This window comes from Nocardia mikamii NBRC 108933, from assembly GCF_001613505.1.
Classification (GTDB): domain Bacteria; phylum Actinomycetota; class Actinomycetes; order Mycobacteriales; family Mycobacteriaceae; genus Nocardia; species Nocardia mikamii.
This window is the reverse complement of the sequence record NZ_BDCM01000026.1, coordinates 109,549-125,634: the sequence shown is the minus strand read 5'-3', so window position 1 is coordinate 125,634 and position 16,086 is coordinate 109,549. Positions and strand designations below refer to the sequence as shown.

Below are 16,086 nucleotides of genomic sequence, written 5' to 3'. Positions count from 1 at the left end.
AAAACGGCACCTGAAAACACAGGTGAAAGAACGCCGCCGAAAGCGGCTGTGGAATGACCGAGTTCCCTTGCCAGCGCAGGGCATCGGGGGTAATTCTTCGAGGGTGACAGTCGATCGGGCGCAGACCTCCTCGCGCCGGCGCAACTGGGAACAACTGCCCGCGGCGACCCGGGCAGCGGTCGAAGCGGTGACGGGCCGGGTCGCGCGGGCCGATTCGGTGATCGCCGGATTCAGCAGTCAACTCGCGACGGTGATCGAGACGGCCGATGGCCGGACCTTCATCAAGGGTGTGCCGCAACGAGATCCGGAGGTGTGGACCCAGCATCGCGAGGCCGCCCTGGCCCGTCACGTGACCCCGGTGGGGCCGCGGTTACGGTGGCAGATCGCGGCCGGCGGATGGGATCTGCTCGGATTCGAGTTCATCGCAGGACATTTCGCGGACTATCGCGTCGACTCCGACCTCGCCGCCACCGCGGCCGCGATGTCCGCGCTGAGCCGGCTGCACCCGCCCGCCGAGGTGGAACTCAAGGACGCCGAGGTCCGCTGGGGCGCCTATCTCGACGACGACGCCGACATCGCGGTGTTCGCCGGTGACGCCCTGCTGCACACCGACTGGAACTACAGCAACGTCATCATCGACCACGACCGGGCCCGGCTGGTGGACTGGCCGTGGGCGACCCGGGGTGCGGCGTGGATCGACCCCGGATGCTGGATCGTGTGGCTCATCTTCGCCGGTCACGATCCGGCCGTCGCCGAGTGGTGGGCGGCGCAGGTTCCGGCCTGGCACTCCGCATCCGAGCGCGATCTGCGCATCTTCTCCACCGCACTGGCCGCGGAATGGACCGCCACGGCCAACCGCAGCCCCAATGTGTGGACCCACGGTTTGCGCGACGCCGCCCGCCGGTGGGCCGCCCACCGCCTCGGGTGAGCGACACGGGCAGCCGGACTAGCGTCGGGCGCCGTTGGCCGAGGCGATCACATCGTCGAGGTGACTCGCGGTGATCTGGCGCGCGGCATTGGAGACCGCGGTGATCATCGCGCTGCCGAAGGCGCCGTGCCGATCGAACAGGGTCGCGGTGCCGGCGGCGATTCCGTTGCGGCTCAAGTGATTATCGGCCTCGAGTCCGATGTCGGCCCCCTCGGGCATCCGCACCAGGGCCAGCGTCAGATCGGTGTTGATGAAACCCACTCCCGCACTGGACCAGTTGGTCACCATACTGGTCTGCTCGGCGGCCATCGCGGCAACCACGAACGGCGAGGGCCGCTCCCCGTCGACCACGTTCACCGGATGCTGCCAGCTGCGTTTGCGGCTGCCGTTCTCGTGTTCCGAGGGCATCCGCGACCAGTGTGCGGAATCGTCGCTGTGCCACAGCGGCGCGGTCGGCAGATCGGAGGGCGGCGCCACGTCGAGTGACGGCGGCACCGGCTGCCGGTCGCGGGTCCAGATTTCGCCCGGCGGTTGCTCGGACGGCTGCAGGAAGACCACCGAGGCGCGTGCCGCGGGTTCGCCGTCCTGGGTGACGACCGCGTCGGCGAGCCGGATGCGCTTACCGTTGCGCACGCGGGTCGTGGAGACCGACAGTTCGTGCATGCGCGCCGGTTTGAACAGGTCCACGGTGAGTCGCACCGGCACGAACCCGTCGGTGGCGTGCTCGTTGTCGAGAGCGCGCGCCAGCAGCCCGCACAGCGCCGGCCCGACCACCTGATCGGCCGACCATTGACTGGCCGCCATCCGGTTCGGGGTGAAGCCCCGGCCGTCCACCGCGAAATATCCGTGCGAGGTGTCCACTGCGCGCGCCTGTCTCCTCGGGTCGCCGCCCGCGAGTACCGCACCGGCCGCCGTCGGCGACAGCGCGCGTTCGCCGTCGGCGACTGATCTTGCTGGTCCAGGCAGATATAGCACGGCGACGAGAACCGGTTCCACGCCGGGGCCGCTGCGTGGGACCCGTGCGACACGCTCGGCAGCGTGTTCGATCATGGTAGGCGTGTCGATTTCCGGCGGTAATACCACATTTTTTCGGCGAGAGAACCAGCCGTCCGGTCCGTGTGGAAACAGTGCAGCAAGTCACCCACCCGTCCGGGCCGGCGTGCCGGTCGGTATATCTCCCCCGCTATCGGAATCGGCGCCGGATTCCCGCCCAGGGAAAGGGCTCCGGCGGCGGTCCACAGCAACCCGTCAGCAGCCGAAAATCATACGCTGACCGGGGATTCGATGTTGCAGATGTGCTTGCATATGATCTCGCGGCCACCCTAGACTCGAGCTTGCAAGGCAATGCAGGGGACTACCCGTGAGCCGCAGGGTGAACCGGAAGCCAATTTTCGCCGAAGGAAATCATGCGGCCTGGCGTCAGGGGCGCTCGTATGAACCAGCCAATGGGTCTCGGTCGGCTCGGAGTGATGGACAGGAACCGGACCGGGCATCACATCTATTCGCGGGAAACCGCAACATCTTTCGTCATCAGTGCGGTCGAGTCCACCGGCGCGGCCACACGCGATGATTTCGATATCGATCGCATCGTCACCACCGCACACGCGCTGGTGAACGATTGGGATTTCGACGCGATGCAACCGGAAGCTTTCTGGCGCATCGCATCCAGCTTCATCAAACAATAGATCGGGACGGAAGTAGTAGCCGCCGACCTTCGGGTCGGCGGCTACTGCTGTCTTGCGGCTACTACTGTCTTCAGGGACCCGAATCACCCGGGCCGGTGCCTAGGCCGGGTCGCTCAGGTCGTCCGCGGCCTTCTTCATCATCTCTCGCGACCGCTCCGGCGGTTCGGCCTGCACACTGAGCCGATCCATGACCTGGCGGTAGAGCTCCAGATCCTGCTGACGATCCAGATACAGTGCGCTGGTCAGCTGTTCGAGATACACGATGTCGGGCAGTTCGGGTTCGGCGAAGCGCAGCATGGTGAACGAACTGCCCGCCGCCGCGTGACCGCCGGCCGCGTACGGCAGCACCTGGATGGTCACGTTCGGTTTCATCGAGACCGCGACCAGATGATCGAGCTGGGCGCGCAGCACCTGCTCACCGCCGATCGGCCGGTGCAGCACCGCTTCGTCGAGGACGGCCCACAGCGTCGGCGCTCCGGGGCGGTCCAGGATTTCCTGGCGCTTCTTGCGCAGTTCCACTCGGCGAGCGGCCTCGGCGTTCTCATGTCCGAGCGCCACCACCGAGCGGGTGTACTCCTCGGTCTGCAGCAGACCGGGAACGAGCTGACCTTCGAAGGTACGAATCGACTTCGACGCGTGTTCCAGACCCAGATAGGTCTCGAACCATTGGGGCAGCAGATCGTTGTAGCTGTGCCACCACCCCGGCTGGTTCGCGCGGCTCACCAGATCCAGGAACATCTCACGCTCTTCGGCGTTCTCGACGCCGTAGAGCGTCAGCAGATCGCGAACGTCGCGTTCCTTGAAACCGGTGCGGCCCAATTCGAGTCGGCTGATCTTCGCGTGTGAACCACGAATGTGCTCGCCGGCCGCCTCACGCGTGATGCCGGCGCCTTCCCGCAGTTTGCGGAGCTGTCCGCCGACCGCGATCCGAAGCGCTGTCGGGCCGCGTTCGGCCACAAGCGAATCCACACGGCCGATCCGGACGGGCTCTGCCATCATGAGGTCTACTCCGATGCTCGACGATCACCGGCAATGAGGGTACAACCATCGAGAGCAGCTGGTCGAACATCAGGAATCTCTGCCTCGTCGCGTACCGACACCGCGCCGACTGCCATGCTACCGCCGATCAGGCCAGATCGTCGAACTCTCCACTCTTCGCACCGCGCAGGAACGCATCGATCTCGGGGCGGGTATAGACGAGCACCGCACCCTCGGGGTCACGCGAGTTGCGCACGGCAACCAGGCCATTGGACAAATCGGCCAATTCGACACAGTTCCCGCTCGGATTGCTGAACGTGCTCTTGCGCCACGCGGCTTCGGACAGGCGGCCGGCTGTGGTGGCAGTGGAATCGGTCATGACTGTCTCCAGGGTTCGTGGTGGCCGAGCTCGGCAGCAGAGGCCCACACTCGGCGATCCGGATTGAACGAGCTGATGCCTATCTTCAGCTCTTGCATATGTTCGAGCAAATGTACTTGCATTTGAAACCGACGCTTTGAACGATAGCACGGGGGTTGGCTCGGATCGAGCCCTGCGGAAAATCGCAAAAAACCAAGGGCGACAAGGCCTTTTCCATTGACTCGTCATCTTTCGAACCGCCCTCCGAACGCCCGAAAACGGTGTCCGACCGGTCGGTTTCCGGCCCCGACCGGGGCGAATGGCACGTTCCGCGCGGATCGGCCCACCGGATGCGAACGTTTCGGTTACCGTCTCGCCGACCCGCCATCGGCAACCGCCGGACGGGACTCGAGCGTCAGAACCGGGAGCAGGAGGGAATCGGTGCCGCCAAGACAGCAGCAGCCGAGCCGTCAGCGTGAGATTCGGACCGATATCCCGCATACCGCGCGGATCTGGAACTACTGGATGGGGGGACGGCAGAATTACGAGGTCGACCGCCGGGTAGGAAGCGCGGCAGTGGAACTCGATCCCGGTATCACCGCCCTGGCGGCCGAGAGCCGCCGCTTTCTCCGGCGCGCGGTCGGCCATCTGGCCGGCGACCTCGGGGTCAGGCAATTCCTCGACATCGGCGCCGGACTGCTCGCCACCGACAACACCCACGAGATCGCGTGCGGTCGCAATCCGGCGGCGCGGGTCGTCTATGTGGACAACGATCCCCTGGTGCTGACGCACGGCCGGACGCTGCTGACCGACCCGCGGGCCGTCTATCTGGACGCGGATCTACGCGAACCGGATCTGCTGTTCGCCCGTGCCGCAGACATTCTCGATCTCGACGAGCCGGTCGCGGTCATGTTCATGGGCGTGTTGGGACACTGCGAGCGCATCGGCGAACTCCGCGGCGTCGTCGCGGATTCGATGGCGCGGGTCTGCCGGGGCAGCTACCTCGCCTATTGGGACGGCACCACCGACAGCGCCGATTTCGTCCGGATGTGCGCAACGTACGAAAACGTCACGGCCGTACCGTATTTCCCGCGTGACCATTGCGAGCTGCGCTCCATCTTCACGGGGCTGGAGTTGCTCGAACCCGGCTTCGTCCCACTGACTCGCTGGCGCCGACCGGCCGGCGAACCGGCGCCGACCGTGCCGGTGTCGGGCTACGGTGCGGTGGCGCGCAAACCGTGATCACCCGTTGCGGCACAACACTTCCGATCACCGACGAGTGTGCAGATGTACTTGCATTTGCTCCTTGCAGCGTCGTAAACTCGACCGCACGACATGGCCGGACCACGCCGGAGCAGGCAGGCCGGAAGCAGCGGGAGGCCGTGCCGAAACGTTCGCTTCCGCAATCTTTCGCCAACGGTCGAGGGCATCCCATGAACCAACTGCTCCAGCATTCCGGTACATGCGATCACGGCCTATCCGAGCACCGCACACCCGGTGCCGATCAGGCCGGTGACTGCGCCACCGAACCCCGAGAACTCACCTATCCGCGCGCTCGCGCGATTCTCTACGCGCACGACCGGCACCTGTCGTGCCGGCAGTGGATCGCCGCCGCGGCGTATCTGTCCGCCGGCCTCGACGACGAGTAGTTCGTTCCACGCTCGGCGGGACCCCGTCAAGGCGGCTGAACGCCTCGAAACCGGTCCCCGACACCGCGATTCCGCATCCCGGCTCGCATTCGCTTGCCCTCAGGATGAATACGAGCCCTACGATGGTGGTACCCGCACCACACCATCTTGTGGAACGAGGGCATCATGATCCTTCTCGCGATGCACGACGTCATAGTGGCCCAGGTCGGCAATCCGACGCCCGAGACACCTCCGGCGGCGGACAAACTCCTGAAACTGGTGCGCTACTTCACCTGGTTCATGCTGCTGTCCGGGACCAGCGCGATCATCTTCGCGGGCGGCCGATTCGCCTGGGAGAAGTGGAACGGCGGCCCGCTGCAGTCGCCGAAAATGGTCGCCGGCGCCCTCGTCGGTGGCCTGGTCGCGACCAGCGCCGGAACTCTGATGAATTCGATTCTGACGCAGTAGTTCCCGACATTCCGGACGATTCACCCGGAAACGGCACGGTCCGGCCCCGGCTCCGCGCACCGTCCCAGTAGGGTGAACGCGGACCACCGGCGGATCCGGTGCCGTCCCTCGGTCGAGAATGGAGGGCCCGTGGCCGGCAGGCGGACCGACACCCGGGACCGCATCCGGTCGGTCGCGATGGAGCTGTTCTCCGCGCACGGCTACGAACACACCTCCATCCGGGAAATCGCCGATCGGCTCGCCATCACCAAAGCCGCGGTCTACTACCACTTCCGATCCAAGGAAGACATCGTCGTCAGCCTCGCCGACGATCTGCGCACGGGCATCGACGACCTCCTGGCCTGGGCCGAGGGCCAACCGCCCGGACCGGAGACGGGCCGCGAAATCCTGCGCCGCTACGGCGCCGTGCTGCACCACACCGGGCGGGAGATGACGCGGTTCATGTACGAGAACCAGCCCACGTTCCGCCGGCTCGGCGTGGGATCGGTGCTGCGCTACCAGTTCCGCGCGGTCGCCGACGCGATGACCGCCCCCGGCCACGATCCCCTGGCGGTTTTCCATGCCCGCCAAGCTCTGCTGGCCATCTCGTGGAGTGTCGGGATGATGGGCGACGTCGGCTTGACCGACGAGCAATGTCGCCGGGCCGCAGAGGATATCGCGCTGGCCATCTACGAACGGGCACAATGAGAGCCTGATGAAGGTCGGCCCGAGGACATCATGAATACACGCGTAACCCTCCTGGCGGCTGCGACACTCGCGGCGCCGCTCCTGATATGTGGGTGCTCCCACCAGAATTCGTCGCCGGTGAGCCAGGCGGCACATCCGGTATCCATCGCCCACCAGGGCGCACCCGCGGTCGGTCCCGGCCCCTCCGGTACCTACACCGTCGCCGCGCAACCGGCACCGGGCACCTGTCATTTCGGCAAAAGCGGTGACGGACAGCCACTTCCGGATCCGCGCTGCACGCCGGGCGCGACCAATCCGAAGGTCACGCCCGACACCGTCAAGTCGACGATCTGCGTGGGCGGATACACCCAGTCCATCCGTCCGCCGGCCACCATCACCGACCGGGAGAAGAAGGCGAACGCCGAATCCTACGGCTACACCGGCAATCTGCACGATGCCGAATACGACCACCTGATCTCACTGGAGCTCGGCGGCGACCCGAACGACCCACGCAATCTCTGGGTCGAGCCGCCCTCGCCCGACCACAAGGCCGGGTCCGGGCCGAACAACCCCAAGGATTCGGTGGAGAACAAACTGCACTCGCTGATCTGCTCCGGCGCGGTCGGCCTGACGGACGCGCAGAACGCCATCGCGGGCGACTGGACCACCGCGTTGGCCGCGGTGGGCCACCCGAACGGAAAGTAGATCAGCTCGCCGCGGATGCCCGGCGGCGCGCCAGCCGGTTCACCACCGGGTATCCGGCGCACACCAGGACCGCCCACACCAGGCCGACCACGAGCGCGGTGCGGCCGCTGTCGGTCCAGAACAGCAACACCACGACCAATCCGAGGAAGGCCAGCGCCAGCACCGAGCTGACGGGCGCCCCGGGCAGGCGATAGTCGCTGGCCGGCAGCTCGCCGCGCCGCACGCGGACGCGGTAGATCAGGTGGCAGACCAGGATCATGCCCCAGACGAAGATGATGCCGATGGTCGACACCGAGGTGATGTAGTTGAACGCCTTGTCCGGTGAGACGAGGTTGACGATCACACCGATCACCATCATCGCCGCCGAGAGCACGATGCCCGCGAACGGCACCCGGCGGTTGCTGAGACCACCGAGCGCGGCCGGGGCCTCGCCGCGCAGCGAGAGACTGCGCACCATGCGCCCGGTGGAGTAGATGCCGGAGTTGCACGACGACAGCGCCGCGGTCAGCAGCACGAAGTTGATGATCCCCGCCGCCCCCGGAATGCCGATCTGCTCGAACACCTCCACGAACGGGCTGCGCCCGGAGTGGAAGACCCGCCAGCTCGACACCGACATGATCACGATCAGCGCGCCCACGTAGAACAGCCCGATCCGCAGTGGCAGCGAGTTGATCGCCCGGCGCAGGGTGCGACGCGGATCGGCGGCCTCGCCCGCGGTCACACCGACGAGTTCGACGCCCACATAGGCGAAGAGCACGATCTGCAACGCCAGCAGCGCTTGGCCGAATCCGTTCGGGAAGACACCGCCGTCGGCCCACAGGTTGGTCACCGTCGGATCGGGCGCGTGGCCGAAGCCGAAGATCAGCACGCCGATACCGATGACGATCATCGCGACGATGGCGGTCACCTTGATGGTGGAGAACCAGAATTCGCCCTCGCCGAACAGCTTCACCGAGATCAGGTTCGCGGCGAACAGCACGCCGAGCACGACGAGCGCGGTCACCCATTCCGGGATCGCGAACCAGTATTTGATGTATTTGCCGGCGACGGTGATCTCGGCCATGCAGGTCGCGACCCACACCGCCCAGTAGGTCCAGCCGGTGACGAAGCCGGCGAAGCGACCGAGGAATTCGTGCGCGTATTCACCGAAACTGCCCGACACCGGCCGATAGGTGAGCAGCTCCCCCAGCGCGCGCATGATCACGAAGATCGCCAGTCCGGCGGCGAGGTAGCACAGGATCAGCGCCGGTCCGGCCTGTTCGATGGCCCCACCGGATCCGTAGAACAGTCCCGTGCCGATCGCCCCGCCGATGGCGATCATCTGGATGGTTCGGGGGTTGAGGCCGCGCTGGTAGCCCTCTTCACCCGCGGACGCGAGGGCGGGCGCGCCCGGCTCCTCGGGTTTCCGGTCGGTCGTCATATCGCAGCACCGTACCGGGTCGAGGCCGGTGCGCGACCGGTGCAACCGTCCAGTGAACTAGTTCACAGTCCTTGTCACTCAATAGTTGTGAGCGCACAATCATTGTGTGCCTACAACTGTTTCCGGGCTGACGCCGCGCCACAAGACGCTCGTGCTGGTCACCTGCTGTCTGAGTCTGCTGATCTCGTCGATGGACGCGACCATCGTGAATGTCGCGATTCCGACCATCCGCGGCGATATGGACGCGCCGCTGTCGCGGCTGCAGTGGATCGTCGACGTCTACACCCTCACCCTGGCGAGCCTGCTGATGCTGTCCGGCGCGACCGCCGACCGCTTCGGGCGCAAGCGCATGTTCCGGATCGGGCTGAGCATCTTCGCCCTCGGCTCGCTGCTGTGCAGCCTCGCGCCCGATATCGACATGCTGATCGGGGCACGTTTCATCCAAGCCATCGGTGGTTCGATGCTCAATCCCATCGCGATGTCGATCATCACCACGGTCTTCACCGGCCGCGTCGAACGGGCTCGTGCGGTGGGTGTCTGGGGCGCGGTGGTCGGCATCTCCACCGCGATCGGGCCGATGGTCGGCGGCGTATTGATCGACGCGCTGGGCTGGCAGTCGGTGTTCTGGATCAATCTGCCGATCTGCGCCGTCGCGCTGGTGCTGACCACGGTCTACGTCCCGGAGTCGAAGTCGCAGACGGCACGCGGTATCGATCCGCTCGGCCAGGTGCTGGCGGTCATGGTGATGTTCACGCTGGTCTTCGGGCTGATCGAACATCGCCCGGAGATCTTCGGGATCACGGCCGTGGCGCTGGCGGGATTCCTCTACGCCGAACGACGGCATCGCTCGCCGTTCATCGATCTGCGGTTCTTCCGCAGCGTGCCGTTCGCGGCGGCCACCGTCACCGCGATCTGCGCGTTCGCCGGACTGGGCGCCTTCCTCTTCAGCGCTTCGCTGTATCTGCAAGGGGTACGGCATTATTCGGCTGTGCACACGGGACTTCTCTACCTGCCGATGGCGCTGGCGATGCTGATCTGCTCGCCGCTGTCGGGCCGGATGGTCGGCCGCCTCGGCACCCGGCCCTCGCTGGTCGCCGCCGGAATTCTGATGACGACAGCCGCTGCGTTGCTGACCACGCTGCGGCCCGATACTCCGATCTGGCAACTCGTCGTGATGTTCGCGATCTTCGGCGCCGGTTTCGGCACGGTGAACCCGCCGATCACCACGGCGGCTGTCAGCGGGATGCCGACGGATCGGGCGGGCGCGGCCTCGGCGGTCGCCTCGACCAGCCGCCAGATCGGCGTCAGCGTCGGCGTCGCCCTGTGCGGCCTGCTGTCCGGGGCGGGATTGTGGTGGGTGGTGGCCGCCCTGGCTGCGGGCGTCGCGGTGCTGGGCATCGCCGCCAACACCGGATGGGCACTGCGCTCGCGCGACCGGATCGCTCCCCTGCTCGAGCACAAGGAGCCGGTTCATGTCTGACGACCGGCCGGCCCCGAGCCCGGACGAGGTCTGGCGCGTACTGACCGATGTGGTCAAGGACACCCGCGATACCTGGAAGCGCGCGGTGGTCGACCGAACGGGCATGCCGTTCAGCAGGTTTCGAGTACTGCGTCGGCTGGCGCCCGGCCCGCTGCCACTCAAGGAAATCGCCCGGGTGGCCACCATGGACGCGCCGGCCACCACCGTGGTGGTCAACGATCTCGAGGCCCGCGGTCTGGTCTCGCGCGACACGGCTGCCGACGATCGGCGGCGCAAGCTGGTGACGATCACCGATGCGGGGCGAGAAGTGCTCGCACAGGCGATGGCCACGCCCGATCCGCCGCCGCCCGCCCTCACCGCGCTGTCCGCCGAGCAGTTGCGCACGCTGCACGATCTGTTGCGCCTGCTCTAGGCTCGGGTCGTGGCCGAAGAGACAACACCTGAGTGGGCGCCCGGCCTGTCGTCGGGGTTCGAACTGGGCACCGACGGCCCCCGGGTGATCATGGTCGGCATCGACGGATCCGATGCCTCCTGGCGCGCGACCGCCTATGCCGCGGGATTGGCCCGGCGCCAGAACTCCCTGCTGGCAATGGTTTACGTCCAGCCCTGGATGGCCATGGCCGGCGCCTACGGCGTCGACGTCCAGGGCGCGACCGCCGAGATGGCCGAGGATCTGGCCCGGGAGGTGCGCGAACACGCGGAGAAGGTCAAGGACGTCTACCGCACCCGCTGGAAGTTCATCACCCGCCGCGGCGATCCGTTCACCGTGCTGGCCGAGGCGGCCGACGAATTGAAGGCCGACGGCGTCGTGGTCGGCGCGTCCGAGAAGGCCGGGCATCGAATTATCGGCTCGGTCGCGGTGCGTCTGGTGAAAGCGGGGCGCTGGCCGGTTACTGTCGTGCCCTGAGCTCCGTCGGCGTCCCGAGTGTGATTGGGACGCGGCATCGGGGGAACCCGCCGGAACGAGACCGTTGAGGAAAGGGTTTTCACTATGTTGATTCGCCGCCTTGCCCGGCCGCTGCTGGCATCGGTGTTCGTCGTCGACGGAGTCGACACTCTGATGCATCCCGAGCCACGGGCGCAGGCCGCCACCACCCTGGTATCCCATGGGGAACAGCGTCTGCCGGATTCGGTATCGGCCAAACTGCCCTCCGATCCGGCGAAAATAGTGCGGATCAATGCCATCGTCCGAGTCGGCGCCGGAACGCTGCTCGCGCTGAACCGCGCACCCCGGCTCTCGTCGCTGGCACTGGCGGTGACCGTCATCCCGGCCACCGTGACCGAGCAGGATTTCTGGAACGAATCGGATGCTCAGCAGCGCGCCGCCAAGCGCACGGCCTTCATCAAGGACGTCGGCCTGCTCGGCGGCCTACTCATCGCCGCCGCCGATACGGAGGGCAAGCCCTCGCTGGGCTGGCGGGGTCGCCGGGCCGCGCGCAAGGCCGCCGCCGCCCTCCCGTTCACTGCCACCACCGCCGACACGGTGCGGGATCGCCTGCAGCAGCAGGCCGTCCGCGGCCGGGAACTGGCCTCGGTGGCCGCCGACAAGGGCGCCGATCTGGCCTCGGTGGCGCAGTCGCGTGGTGCCGAACTGGCCTCGGTGGCCCAGTCTCGCGGCGGTGAACTCGCCGAGGCAGCTCGCGAGCACGGCACCGAGTGGGCGGAACTGGCCCGCAGTCGCGGCGCAGAATTGGCCGGCACCGCACTCGACCATCGCGGCGAATGGGCCGAGGTGGCCAAGCGGCGCGGCGCGGATCTGGCCGAAGCCGCCCGCGAACACGGCGGTGAGTGGGCCGAGCTGGCCAAGCGCAAGAGCGCCGAACTCGCCGACACCGCGGGTGATCACCGCGGCGACTGGGCCGAGCTCGCGAAGCACCGCGGCACCGAATGGGCCGAGGCCGCCCGCGAACACGGTGGCGAATGGGCCGAGGTGGCCAAGCAGCGCGGCTCGATCTTCGCGCGCCAGGCCCGCAAGCGCGCCGAGAAGGCGGCCGAGGCCGCGCGCGAGCGGGCGGAGAAGGCTGCGGACACCGCCCGCGAGCGCCTGGCCGAAGCCCGAAACGGCAAGTGACACAGGGTTTCTCACCGGCGCCGGCTCAGGCGCCGGTGAGAAACGCCGTCATCTCCGCGGCGACGGCCTCGGGTTGATCGAGCATCGACAGGACGTAGGCATCCTCGATTTCCACCAGCCGGCCCGCAGGCAGGAGTTCGGCGAGGCGGCGCCCGTGTTCGCGTGGCATCGGCGCGGCCGCCGGGGACCACAGCACCAGGGCGCGGCCGGGAAAGTTCCGCAGGGCTTCGGTATCGGCGATCAGTTGCGCGGCCGGTGGCAGTACCCGGCCGTATTTGCGCACGTCGCGGCCGATGTCCGGATTACGCAGGGCGGGTTCGGTCCATCCGCGCATCAGATCGTCGGAGATCGGATAGCGCGCCATCTGCCCGTAGATCAGCGACGAGCGGCGCAACAGCCCGATCCGCAACTGACGCAGGACGATCGGTAGCGCGCCCGGGACGCGCAGCGCGAGCACGGCCAGCTTGCCGGGCAGTCCGGGCGGGAAGTTGTCGAAGGCCTCACACGGGAGCACGACCAGCTGGGCGATCCGCTTGTCCAGGCCGTAGGCGGTGAGGAACAGCCCGCCGCCCCAGTCCGAATGCACCAGGGTGACATCGCGAAGATCCAGCGCCTCGAGGAAGTCCGCGAGCACCACGTTCTGGCCGCGCATACTCAGATCGGCGTCCGGCCGCATCGGTTCCGGATGCGCGCCGAGTGGCAGCACCGGCCGCACATACCGAAAACCGCTGGGCAGCAACGGCATCACGCGATCCCACACCGTGTGGTCGATGAGCAGTCCGTGCAGCAGCACGACCGGCGGGCCCTGCCCCTCCTCGACGTAGTGGATCGGCCCGGCGGGAACCTCGACGACCGGCATACGCTGCCACCTCCGCATCGAAAAACGTGCGGCCACGCCCGGAAAGGCGCGTCCACCTGCTAGAACATTCGCTCTAGAGCGTGTGTTCTAGTATGGGAGCATGTCCGAGACCGTGTCAACCCCGACCGCCGAGCGCATCGTCACCGCGACGGCGGAACTGATGCGCCGCCAAGGCTACGGCGCCACCAGCGTCAAACAGATCACCGCGGCCGCGCGGGCCCCGATCGGATCGCTGTATCACCATTTCCCGCAGGGCAAACAGCAGATCGCGGCCGCCGCGCTGCGAACCAGCGGCGCCGCCTACATCCAGCTGCTACCCCTGCTGATGGATCCGTATCCGGACCTGCGGGTGGCGGTGGTGGCCGCGTTCACCGCCGCCGCGGAACAGATCGAACAGTCCGGCTGGATGAACATGTGCCCGGTCGGCACGGTCGCGGGTGAGATCGCCGACAGCGAACCGGCACTGCGAGAGGTGACCGCCGAGGTGATGCAGTCCTGGATCGACCAGGGCAGTGCGTACTTCCGGGCCCGCGGGCTGTCCGCGTCCGCGGCCCACACTTTCGTGATCGCGGTCCTGGGCGCCCTGGAGGGTGCGTTCATTCTGAGCCGCACCCTGCGCTCGACCGGCCCGATCGAATCGGCCGGGCCGGCGATGGCCGCCTATCTCGACACTCTCACCGGAACTCGCTCCCCGGCAACGATTTCCGAGGAATGAGAAAAGCACTCAGCCCACGGTGAATTCGGCTGTGGTACCGGTGAACGGGACGGTCGCGGCGCCGTCGCGGCGGTCACCGCGGTATTCGATGCGATAGCGCCCCGCTTCCGCGTCGGCGGGCACGGTCCAGTGGATGGCGACCCGCGAGGCCTCGGGCTGGCCGGGCGGGCGTGACCAGTGCAGTTCGGTACACCAGTCGTTGTCGTCGAAGACCGCGCGCCATTGCTCGCCCTCGGCGCGCTGCACCTCGAAATAGCTTCCGCCGGTGTGGAAATCGTTGGCCGGGTGGGCGCCGCAGAACTCGACCGTCACCGTATCGCCGTGCCCGTAGCCGGGCTTCGGCGCGGTGATCACCTCACCGAACGCGCGCCCCGTCATCGGCGCATCGGCCGGTACCGGCGGCAGGAGATTCGGCTGCACGCCCGTGGTCCAGTCCAGCGGGGCCGGGCCACGGCCCAGGTCGACGCGCGCGGCCACCGCGCGGGCCAGTCGATCGAATTCCTGCACGTAGGCGGGCAGCGTCCAGCGGCCGTACAGCGTTTCCCCGCCCTCGTACTGCTGGGAAGCGTATTCCTCCGGCGTGGTCACGTACCCGCAATAACCATTCGAATAGCCTTGCAGCAGCACGTTTTCCAGTGGCACGGACAGTGCGTGCGCCACCACCCGCCGGATGCGCAGCCCCGAGACCACCGTGTATTCCGCCGGACCCGAGGCCAGCACCAGGTCGCCGATCCGCAGAATCTGGATCGGGACCGTCAGCGGCACCCACGGGCGCGGCGGCAGCACACCCAGCGGCGCCACGATCAGTTTGGGCGCCTGCACATCCCGCATCCACTGCTCGATGGGGGCGTCCAGTCCGCCGAGCGCCGCGACGACCGGATCCGTGTTGCCTTCCTGCAGGAACGACAGCTGGGTCTTCCAGTTGTCCTCCGAACTGGTCGCGGCGGCCGCTGCGCCCATCATGGCGGGCGCGGTGCGCGCCGGTTTGCCGTCGGGAGTGTAGGACCCGTCGATGGCGATATCGGCCATGTTCAGATAGCGCAGCGCCGCGTCCACTCCCCCGCTGCGCATCGGCCGCGCCGCGTCGAAAGCCGCACGGCCCGCTCGGTATTGGCGTTCGCCGATGAGAGAGCAGTTGAGCCGGTTGTCCTCGGTGGGCCCGGACGGGTGCCAGGGTGTGAGGCCCAGATTCGGCGTCATGTCACCGGCGTTGGTCTGCGCGAACGCCGCCACGAAACCGGGCTTTCCGGCGCCCGGCCGCACCCCCATCTCGTCGTGTTCCCAGCGGTAGCTGGCATAGCCCTTGTTGTCGGCCGAGATGAGCGTATTGGCGTCGGTGAGCGAGGTCCCGTGCGTCGCGAACCAGGTGATCGCGCCGATGTCGTTGCCGCCCTGCCGCAATCGCAGCACCGTCACCTGCGGATCGATCGCGTTCGGGAAGGCGGCCTTGTCGTCCGGCGGGTTGAGGTCGAAGGCGACCCGGGAGCGGTTGGCCGAGGCGTCGTGCAGTTCGCCGTGCCCCAGCGACAGTGTGCCCGGGGCCAGATTCTCGTGCGCCGCGACCAGTGCCGCGACGATGCCGTCCACTTCGGCCTGATGGGAGTTGTTCTGAAAGCCGTATGCGGCAAGGGAGTACGCGTATTCGCGCGCGGTGCCGCCGCAGGAATTGTGATTGTGGGTGGCGTTGAGGTTGACGTTGCGCTCGGTGTACAGCGCACCGAACCGCTGTCCCAGCCGCTGCATCACGGCCAGATGCACCGACTGGAACAGGCACGCGATATCCGCGTTGACGAAGGCCACCCGCTCACCGCTGGCCCGGTCGACCACGATGTAGGCGCGCGCCCACGTGCGCATGAGCAGCCCGGTCGCGACCTGGTCGAGTTCGGAGTAGCCCATCATGCCCTGCCCGGCGACCGCGCCGGTGACATCGGCGATGCCCGCACCGACCAGATATCCCGCCTCGTCGCCGGTGCCCCGGATCGGTGCCGCCCCCGCGGAAGCGGTGGCCCCCACACCCACACCCGCGGCCACGGCCGCGGTCACGGTGCCGGCCAGCATCGATCGCCGGGTAAACGTCACTGATCGCTCCTTCGATTCCGGCCGCCACGCTGCGACCGCCTCCTCC

At 67.5% G+C, this 16,086-nt stretch carries 18 protein-coding genes; 12 read left to right on the top strand and 6 right to left on the bottom strand.

The annotated features are described in order from the left end of the window. Window positions 1-103 precede the first annotated feature (103 nt). Entirely contained in the window at window positions 104-928 is an 825-nt protein-coding gene (locus tag NMI01S_RS32210) for a hypothetical protein (RefSeq protein ID WP_063002508.1), read from the top strand. Between the two features lie 18 nt (window positions 929-946). Here NMI01S_RS32210 and NMI01S_RS32205 read toward each other — a convergent pair whose 3' ends face one another. Then, the gene (locus NMI01S_RS32205; RefSeq protein WP_245717124.1) at window positions 947-1,978 is read right to left on the bottom strand and encodes an acyl-CoA thioesterase domain-containing protein; all 1,032 of its coding nucleotides are present in this window, start codon (window positions 1,976-1,978) and stop codon (window positions 947-949) included. Window positions 1,979-2,397: 419 nt separating this feature from the next. Between NMI01S_RS32205 and NMI01S_RS32200 the strand changes: the two genes are divergently transcribed. Further along, entirely contained in the window at window positions 2,398-2,613 is a 216-nt protein-coding gene (locus NMI01S_RS32200) for a hypothetical protein (protein WP_063820466.1), read from the top strand. 99 nt (window positions 2,614-2,712) lie between these two features. Here NMI01S_RS32200 and NMI01S_RS32195 read toward each other — a convergent pair whose 3' ends face one another. Both NMI01S_RS32195 and NMI01S_RS32190 read right to left on the bottom strand, forming a co-directional pair. Continuing rightward, on the bottom strand, window positions 2,713-3,612 hold the full coding sequence (locus NMI01S_RS32195) for a Sco1979 family transcriptional regulator (RefSeq protein ID WP_063002507.1): 900 nt from the start codon (window positions 3,610-3,612) through the stop codon (window positions 2,713-2,715). Between the two features lie 127 nt (window positions 3,613-3,739). Further along, window positions 3,740-3,970 carry a DUF397 domain-containing protein gene (locus NMI01S_RS32190; RefSeq protein WP_030515774.1) on the bottom strand — a complete coding sequence of 77 codons (231 nt, stop codon included), beginning with the start codon at window positions 3,968-3,970 and terminating at the stop codon, window positions 3,740-3,742. 420 nt (window positions 3,971-4,390) lie between these two features. Here NMI01S_RS32190 and NMI01S_RS32185 point away from each other — a divergent pair, with 420 nt between their 5' ends. The 5 genes from NMI01S_RS32185 (at window position 4,391) to NMI01S_RS32165 (ending at window position 7,416) form a co-directional block, all read left to right on the top strand. Beyond that, window positions 4,391-5,191: an SAM-dependent methyltransferase gene (locus NMI01S_RS32185; RefSeq protein ID WP_063002506.1), complete on the top strand. Its 801-nt coding sequence runs from the start codon at window positions 4,391-4,393 to the stop codon at window positions 5,189-5,191. A gap of 191 nt (window positions 5,192-5,382) precedes the next feature. Further along, entirely contained in the window at window positions 5,383-5,598 is a 216-nt protein-coding gene (locus NMI01S_RS32180; protein WP_157126472.1) for a hypothetical protein, read from the top strand. A 165-nt stretch (window positions 5,599-5,763) separates the two neighbouring features. Beyond that, window positions 5,764-6,045, top strand: coding sequence for a hypothetical protein (locus NMI01S_RS32175; RefSeq protein WP_039782303.1), 282 nt, complete (start codon window positions 5,764-5,766; stop codon window positions 6,043-6,045). A gap of 129 nt (window positions 6,046-6,174) precedes the next feature. Then, on the top strand, window positions 6,175-6,732 hold the full coding sequence (locus NMI01S_RS32170; protein WP_084513434.1) for a TetR/AcrR family transcriptional regulator: 558 nt from the start codon (window positions 6,175-6,177) through the stop codon (window positions 6,730-6,732). 117 nt (window positions 6,733-6,849) lie between these two features. Further along, window positions 6,850-7,416 (top strand): hypothetical protein, encoded by a 567-nt coding sequence (locus NMI01S_RS32165; protein WP_245717123.1) that lies wholly within the window; start codon window positions 6,850-6,852, stop codon window positions 7,414-7,416. 1 nt (window position 7,417) lies between these two features. Here the strand turns inward: NMI01S_RS32165 and NMI01S_RS32160 are convergent, their stop codons facing one another. Beyond that, window positions 7,418-8,836 carry an amino acid permease gene (locus NMI01S_RS32160; RefSeq protein WP_063002504.1) on the bottom strand — a complete coding sequence of 473 codons (1,419 nt, stop codon included), beginning with the start codon at window positions 8,834-8,836 and terminating at the stop codon, window positions 7,418-7,420. Window positions 8,837-8,942: 106 nt separating this feature from the next. Here NMI01S_RS32160 and NMI01S_RS32155 point away from each other — a divergent pair, with 106 nt between their 5' ends. The 4 genes from NMI01S_RS32155 to NMI01S_RS32140 all read left to right on the top strand — a co-directional run bounded on the left by NMI01S_RS32155 (window position 8,943) and on the right by NMI01S_RS32140 (window position 12,387). Next, window positions 8,943-10,316 (top strand): MFS transporter, encoded by a 1,374-nt coding sequence (locus NMI01S_RS32155; protein ID WP_063002503.1) that lies wholly within the window; start codon window positions 8,943-8,945, stop codon window positions 10,314-10,316. Beyond that, entirely contained in the window at window positions 10,309-10,728 is a 420-nt protein-coding gene (locus NMI01S_RS32150; RefSeq protein WP_063002502.1) for a MarR family winged helix-turn-helix transcriptional regulator, read from the top strand. Before NMI01S_RS32155 ends, NMI01S_RS32150 begins: the two co-directional genes overlap by 8 nt. Window positions 10,729-10,737: 9 nt before the next feature. Further along, window positions 10,738-11,223 carry a universal stress protein gene (locus NMI01S_RS32145; RefSeq protein WP_223273746.1) on the top strand — a complete coding sequence of 162 codons (486 nt, stop codon included), beginning with the start codon at window positions 10,738-10,740 and terminating at the stop codon, window positions 11,221-11,223. An 84-nt stretch (window positions 11,224-11,307) separates the two neighbouring features. Then, window positions 11,308-12,387, top strand: a complete 1,080-nt coding sequence (locus tag NMI01S_RS32140; RefSeq protein WP_063002501.1) for a DoxX family protein — start codon at window positions 11,308-11,310, stop codon at window positions 12,385-12,387. Between the two features lie 25 nt (window positions 12,388-12,412). On the opposite strand, the gene NMI01S_RS32135 is transcribed toward NMI01S_RS32140, so the two are convergent. After that, window positions 12,413-13,246 carry an alpha/beta fold hydrolase gene (locus tag NMI01S_RS32135; RefSeq protein ID WP_063002500.1) on the bottom strand — a complete coding sequence of 278 codons (834 nt, stop codon included), beginning with the start codon at window positions 13,244-13,246 and terminating at the stop codon, window positions 12,413-12,415. A 100-nt stretch (window positions 13,247-13,346) separates the two neighbouring features. Between NMI01S_RS32135 and NMI01S_RS32130 the strand changes: the two genes are divergently transcribed. Beyond that, window positions 13,347-13,961 (top strand): TetR/AcrR family transcriptional regulator, encoded by a 615-nt coding sequence (locus NMI01S_RS32130; RefSeq protein WP_063002499.1) that lies wholly within the window; start codon window positions 13,347-13,349, stop codon window positions 13,959-13,961. 9 nt (window positions 13,962-13,970) lie between these two features. Here the strand turns inward: NMI01S_RS32130 and NMI01S_RS32125 are convergent, their stop codons facing one another. Further along, entirely contained in the window at window positions 13,971-16,040 is a 2,070-nt protein-coding gene (locus NMI01S_RS32125) for a neutral/alkaline ceramidase (RefSeq protein ID WP_157126471.1), read from the bottom strand. Window positions 16,041-16,086: the final 46 nt, after the last annotated feature.

Excerpts from the sequence above, each read along its gene's own strand:
- NMI01S_RS32190 (WP_030515774.1), bottom strand. The coding sequence starts at position 3,970 with ATGACCGATTCCACTGCCACCACAGCCGGCCGCCTGTCCGAAGCCGCG.
- NMI01S_RS32195 (WP_063002507.1), bottom strand. The coding sequence starts at position 3,612 with ATGATGGCAGAGCCCGTCCGGATCGGCCGTGTGGATTCGCTTGTGGCC.
- NMI01S_RS32130 (WP_063002499.1), top strand. The coding sequence starts at position 13,347 with ATGTCCGAGACCGTGTCAACCCCGACCGCCGAGCGCATCGTCACCGCG.
- NMI01S_RS32135 (WP_063002500.1), bottom strand. The coding sequence starts at position 13,246 with ATGCCGGTCGTCGAGGTTCCCGCCGGGCCGATCCACTACGTCGAGGAG.
- NMI01S_RS32205 (WP_245717124.1), bottom strand. The coding sequence starts at position 1,978 with ATGATCGAACACGCTGCCGAGCGTGTCGCACGGGTCCCACGCAGCGGC.
- NMI01S_RS32150 (WP_063002502.1), top strand. The coding sequence starts at position 10,309 with ATGTCTGACGACCGGCCGGCCCCGAGCCCGGACGAGGTCTGGCGCGTA.
- NMI01S_RS32180 (WP_157126472.1), top strand. The coding sequence starts at position 5,383 with ATGAACCAACTGCTCCAGCATTCCGGTACATGCGATCACGGCCTATCC.
- NMI01S_RS32140 (WP_063002501.1), top strand. The coding sequence starts at position 11,308 with ATGTTGATTCGCCGCCTTGCCCGGCCGCTGCTGGCATCGGTGTTCGTC.
- NMI01S_RS32160 (WP_063002504.1), bottom strand. The coding sequence starts at position 8,836 with ATGACGACCGACCGGAAACCCGAGGAGCCGGGCGCGCCCGCCCTCGCG.
- NMI01S_RS32175 (WP_039782303.1), top strand. The coding sequence starts at position 5,764 with ATGATCCTTCTCGCGATGCACGACGTCATAGTGGCCCAGGTCGGCAAT.
- NMI01S_RS32200 (WP_063820466.1), top strand. The coding sequence starts at position 2,398 with ATGGACAGGAACCGGACCGGGCATCACATCTATTCGCGGGAAACCGCA.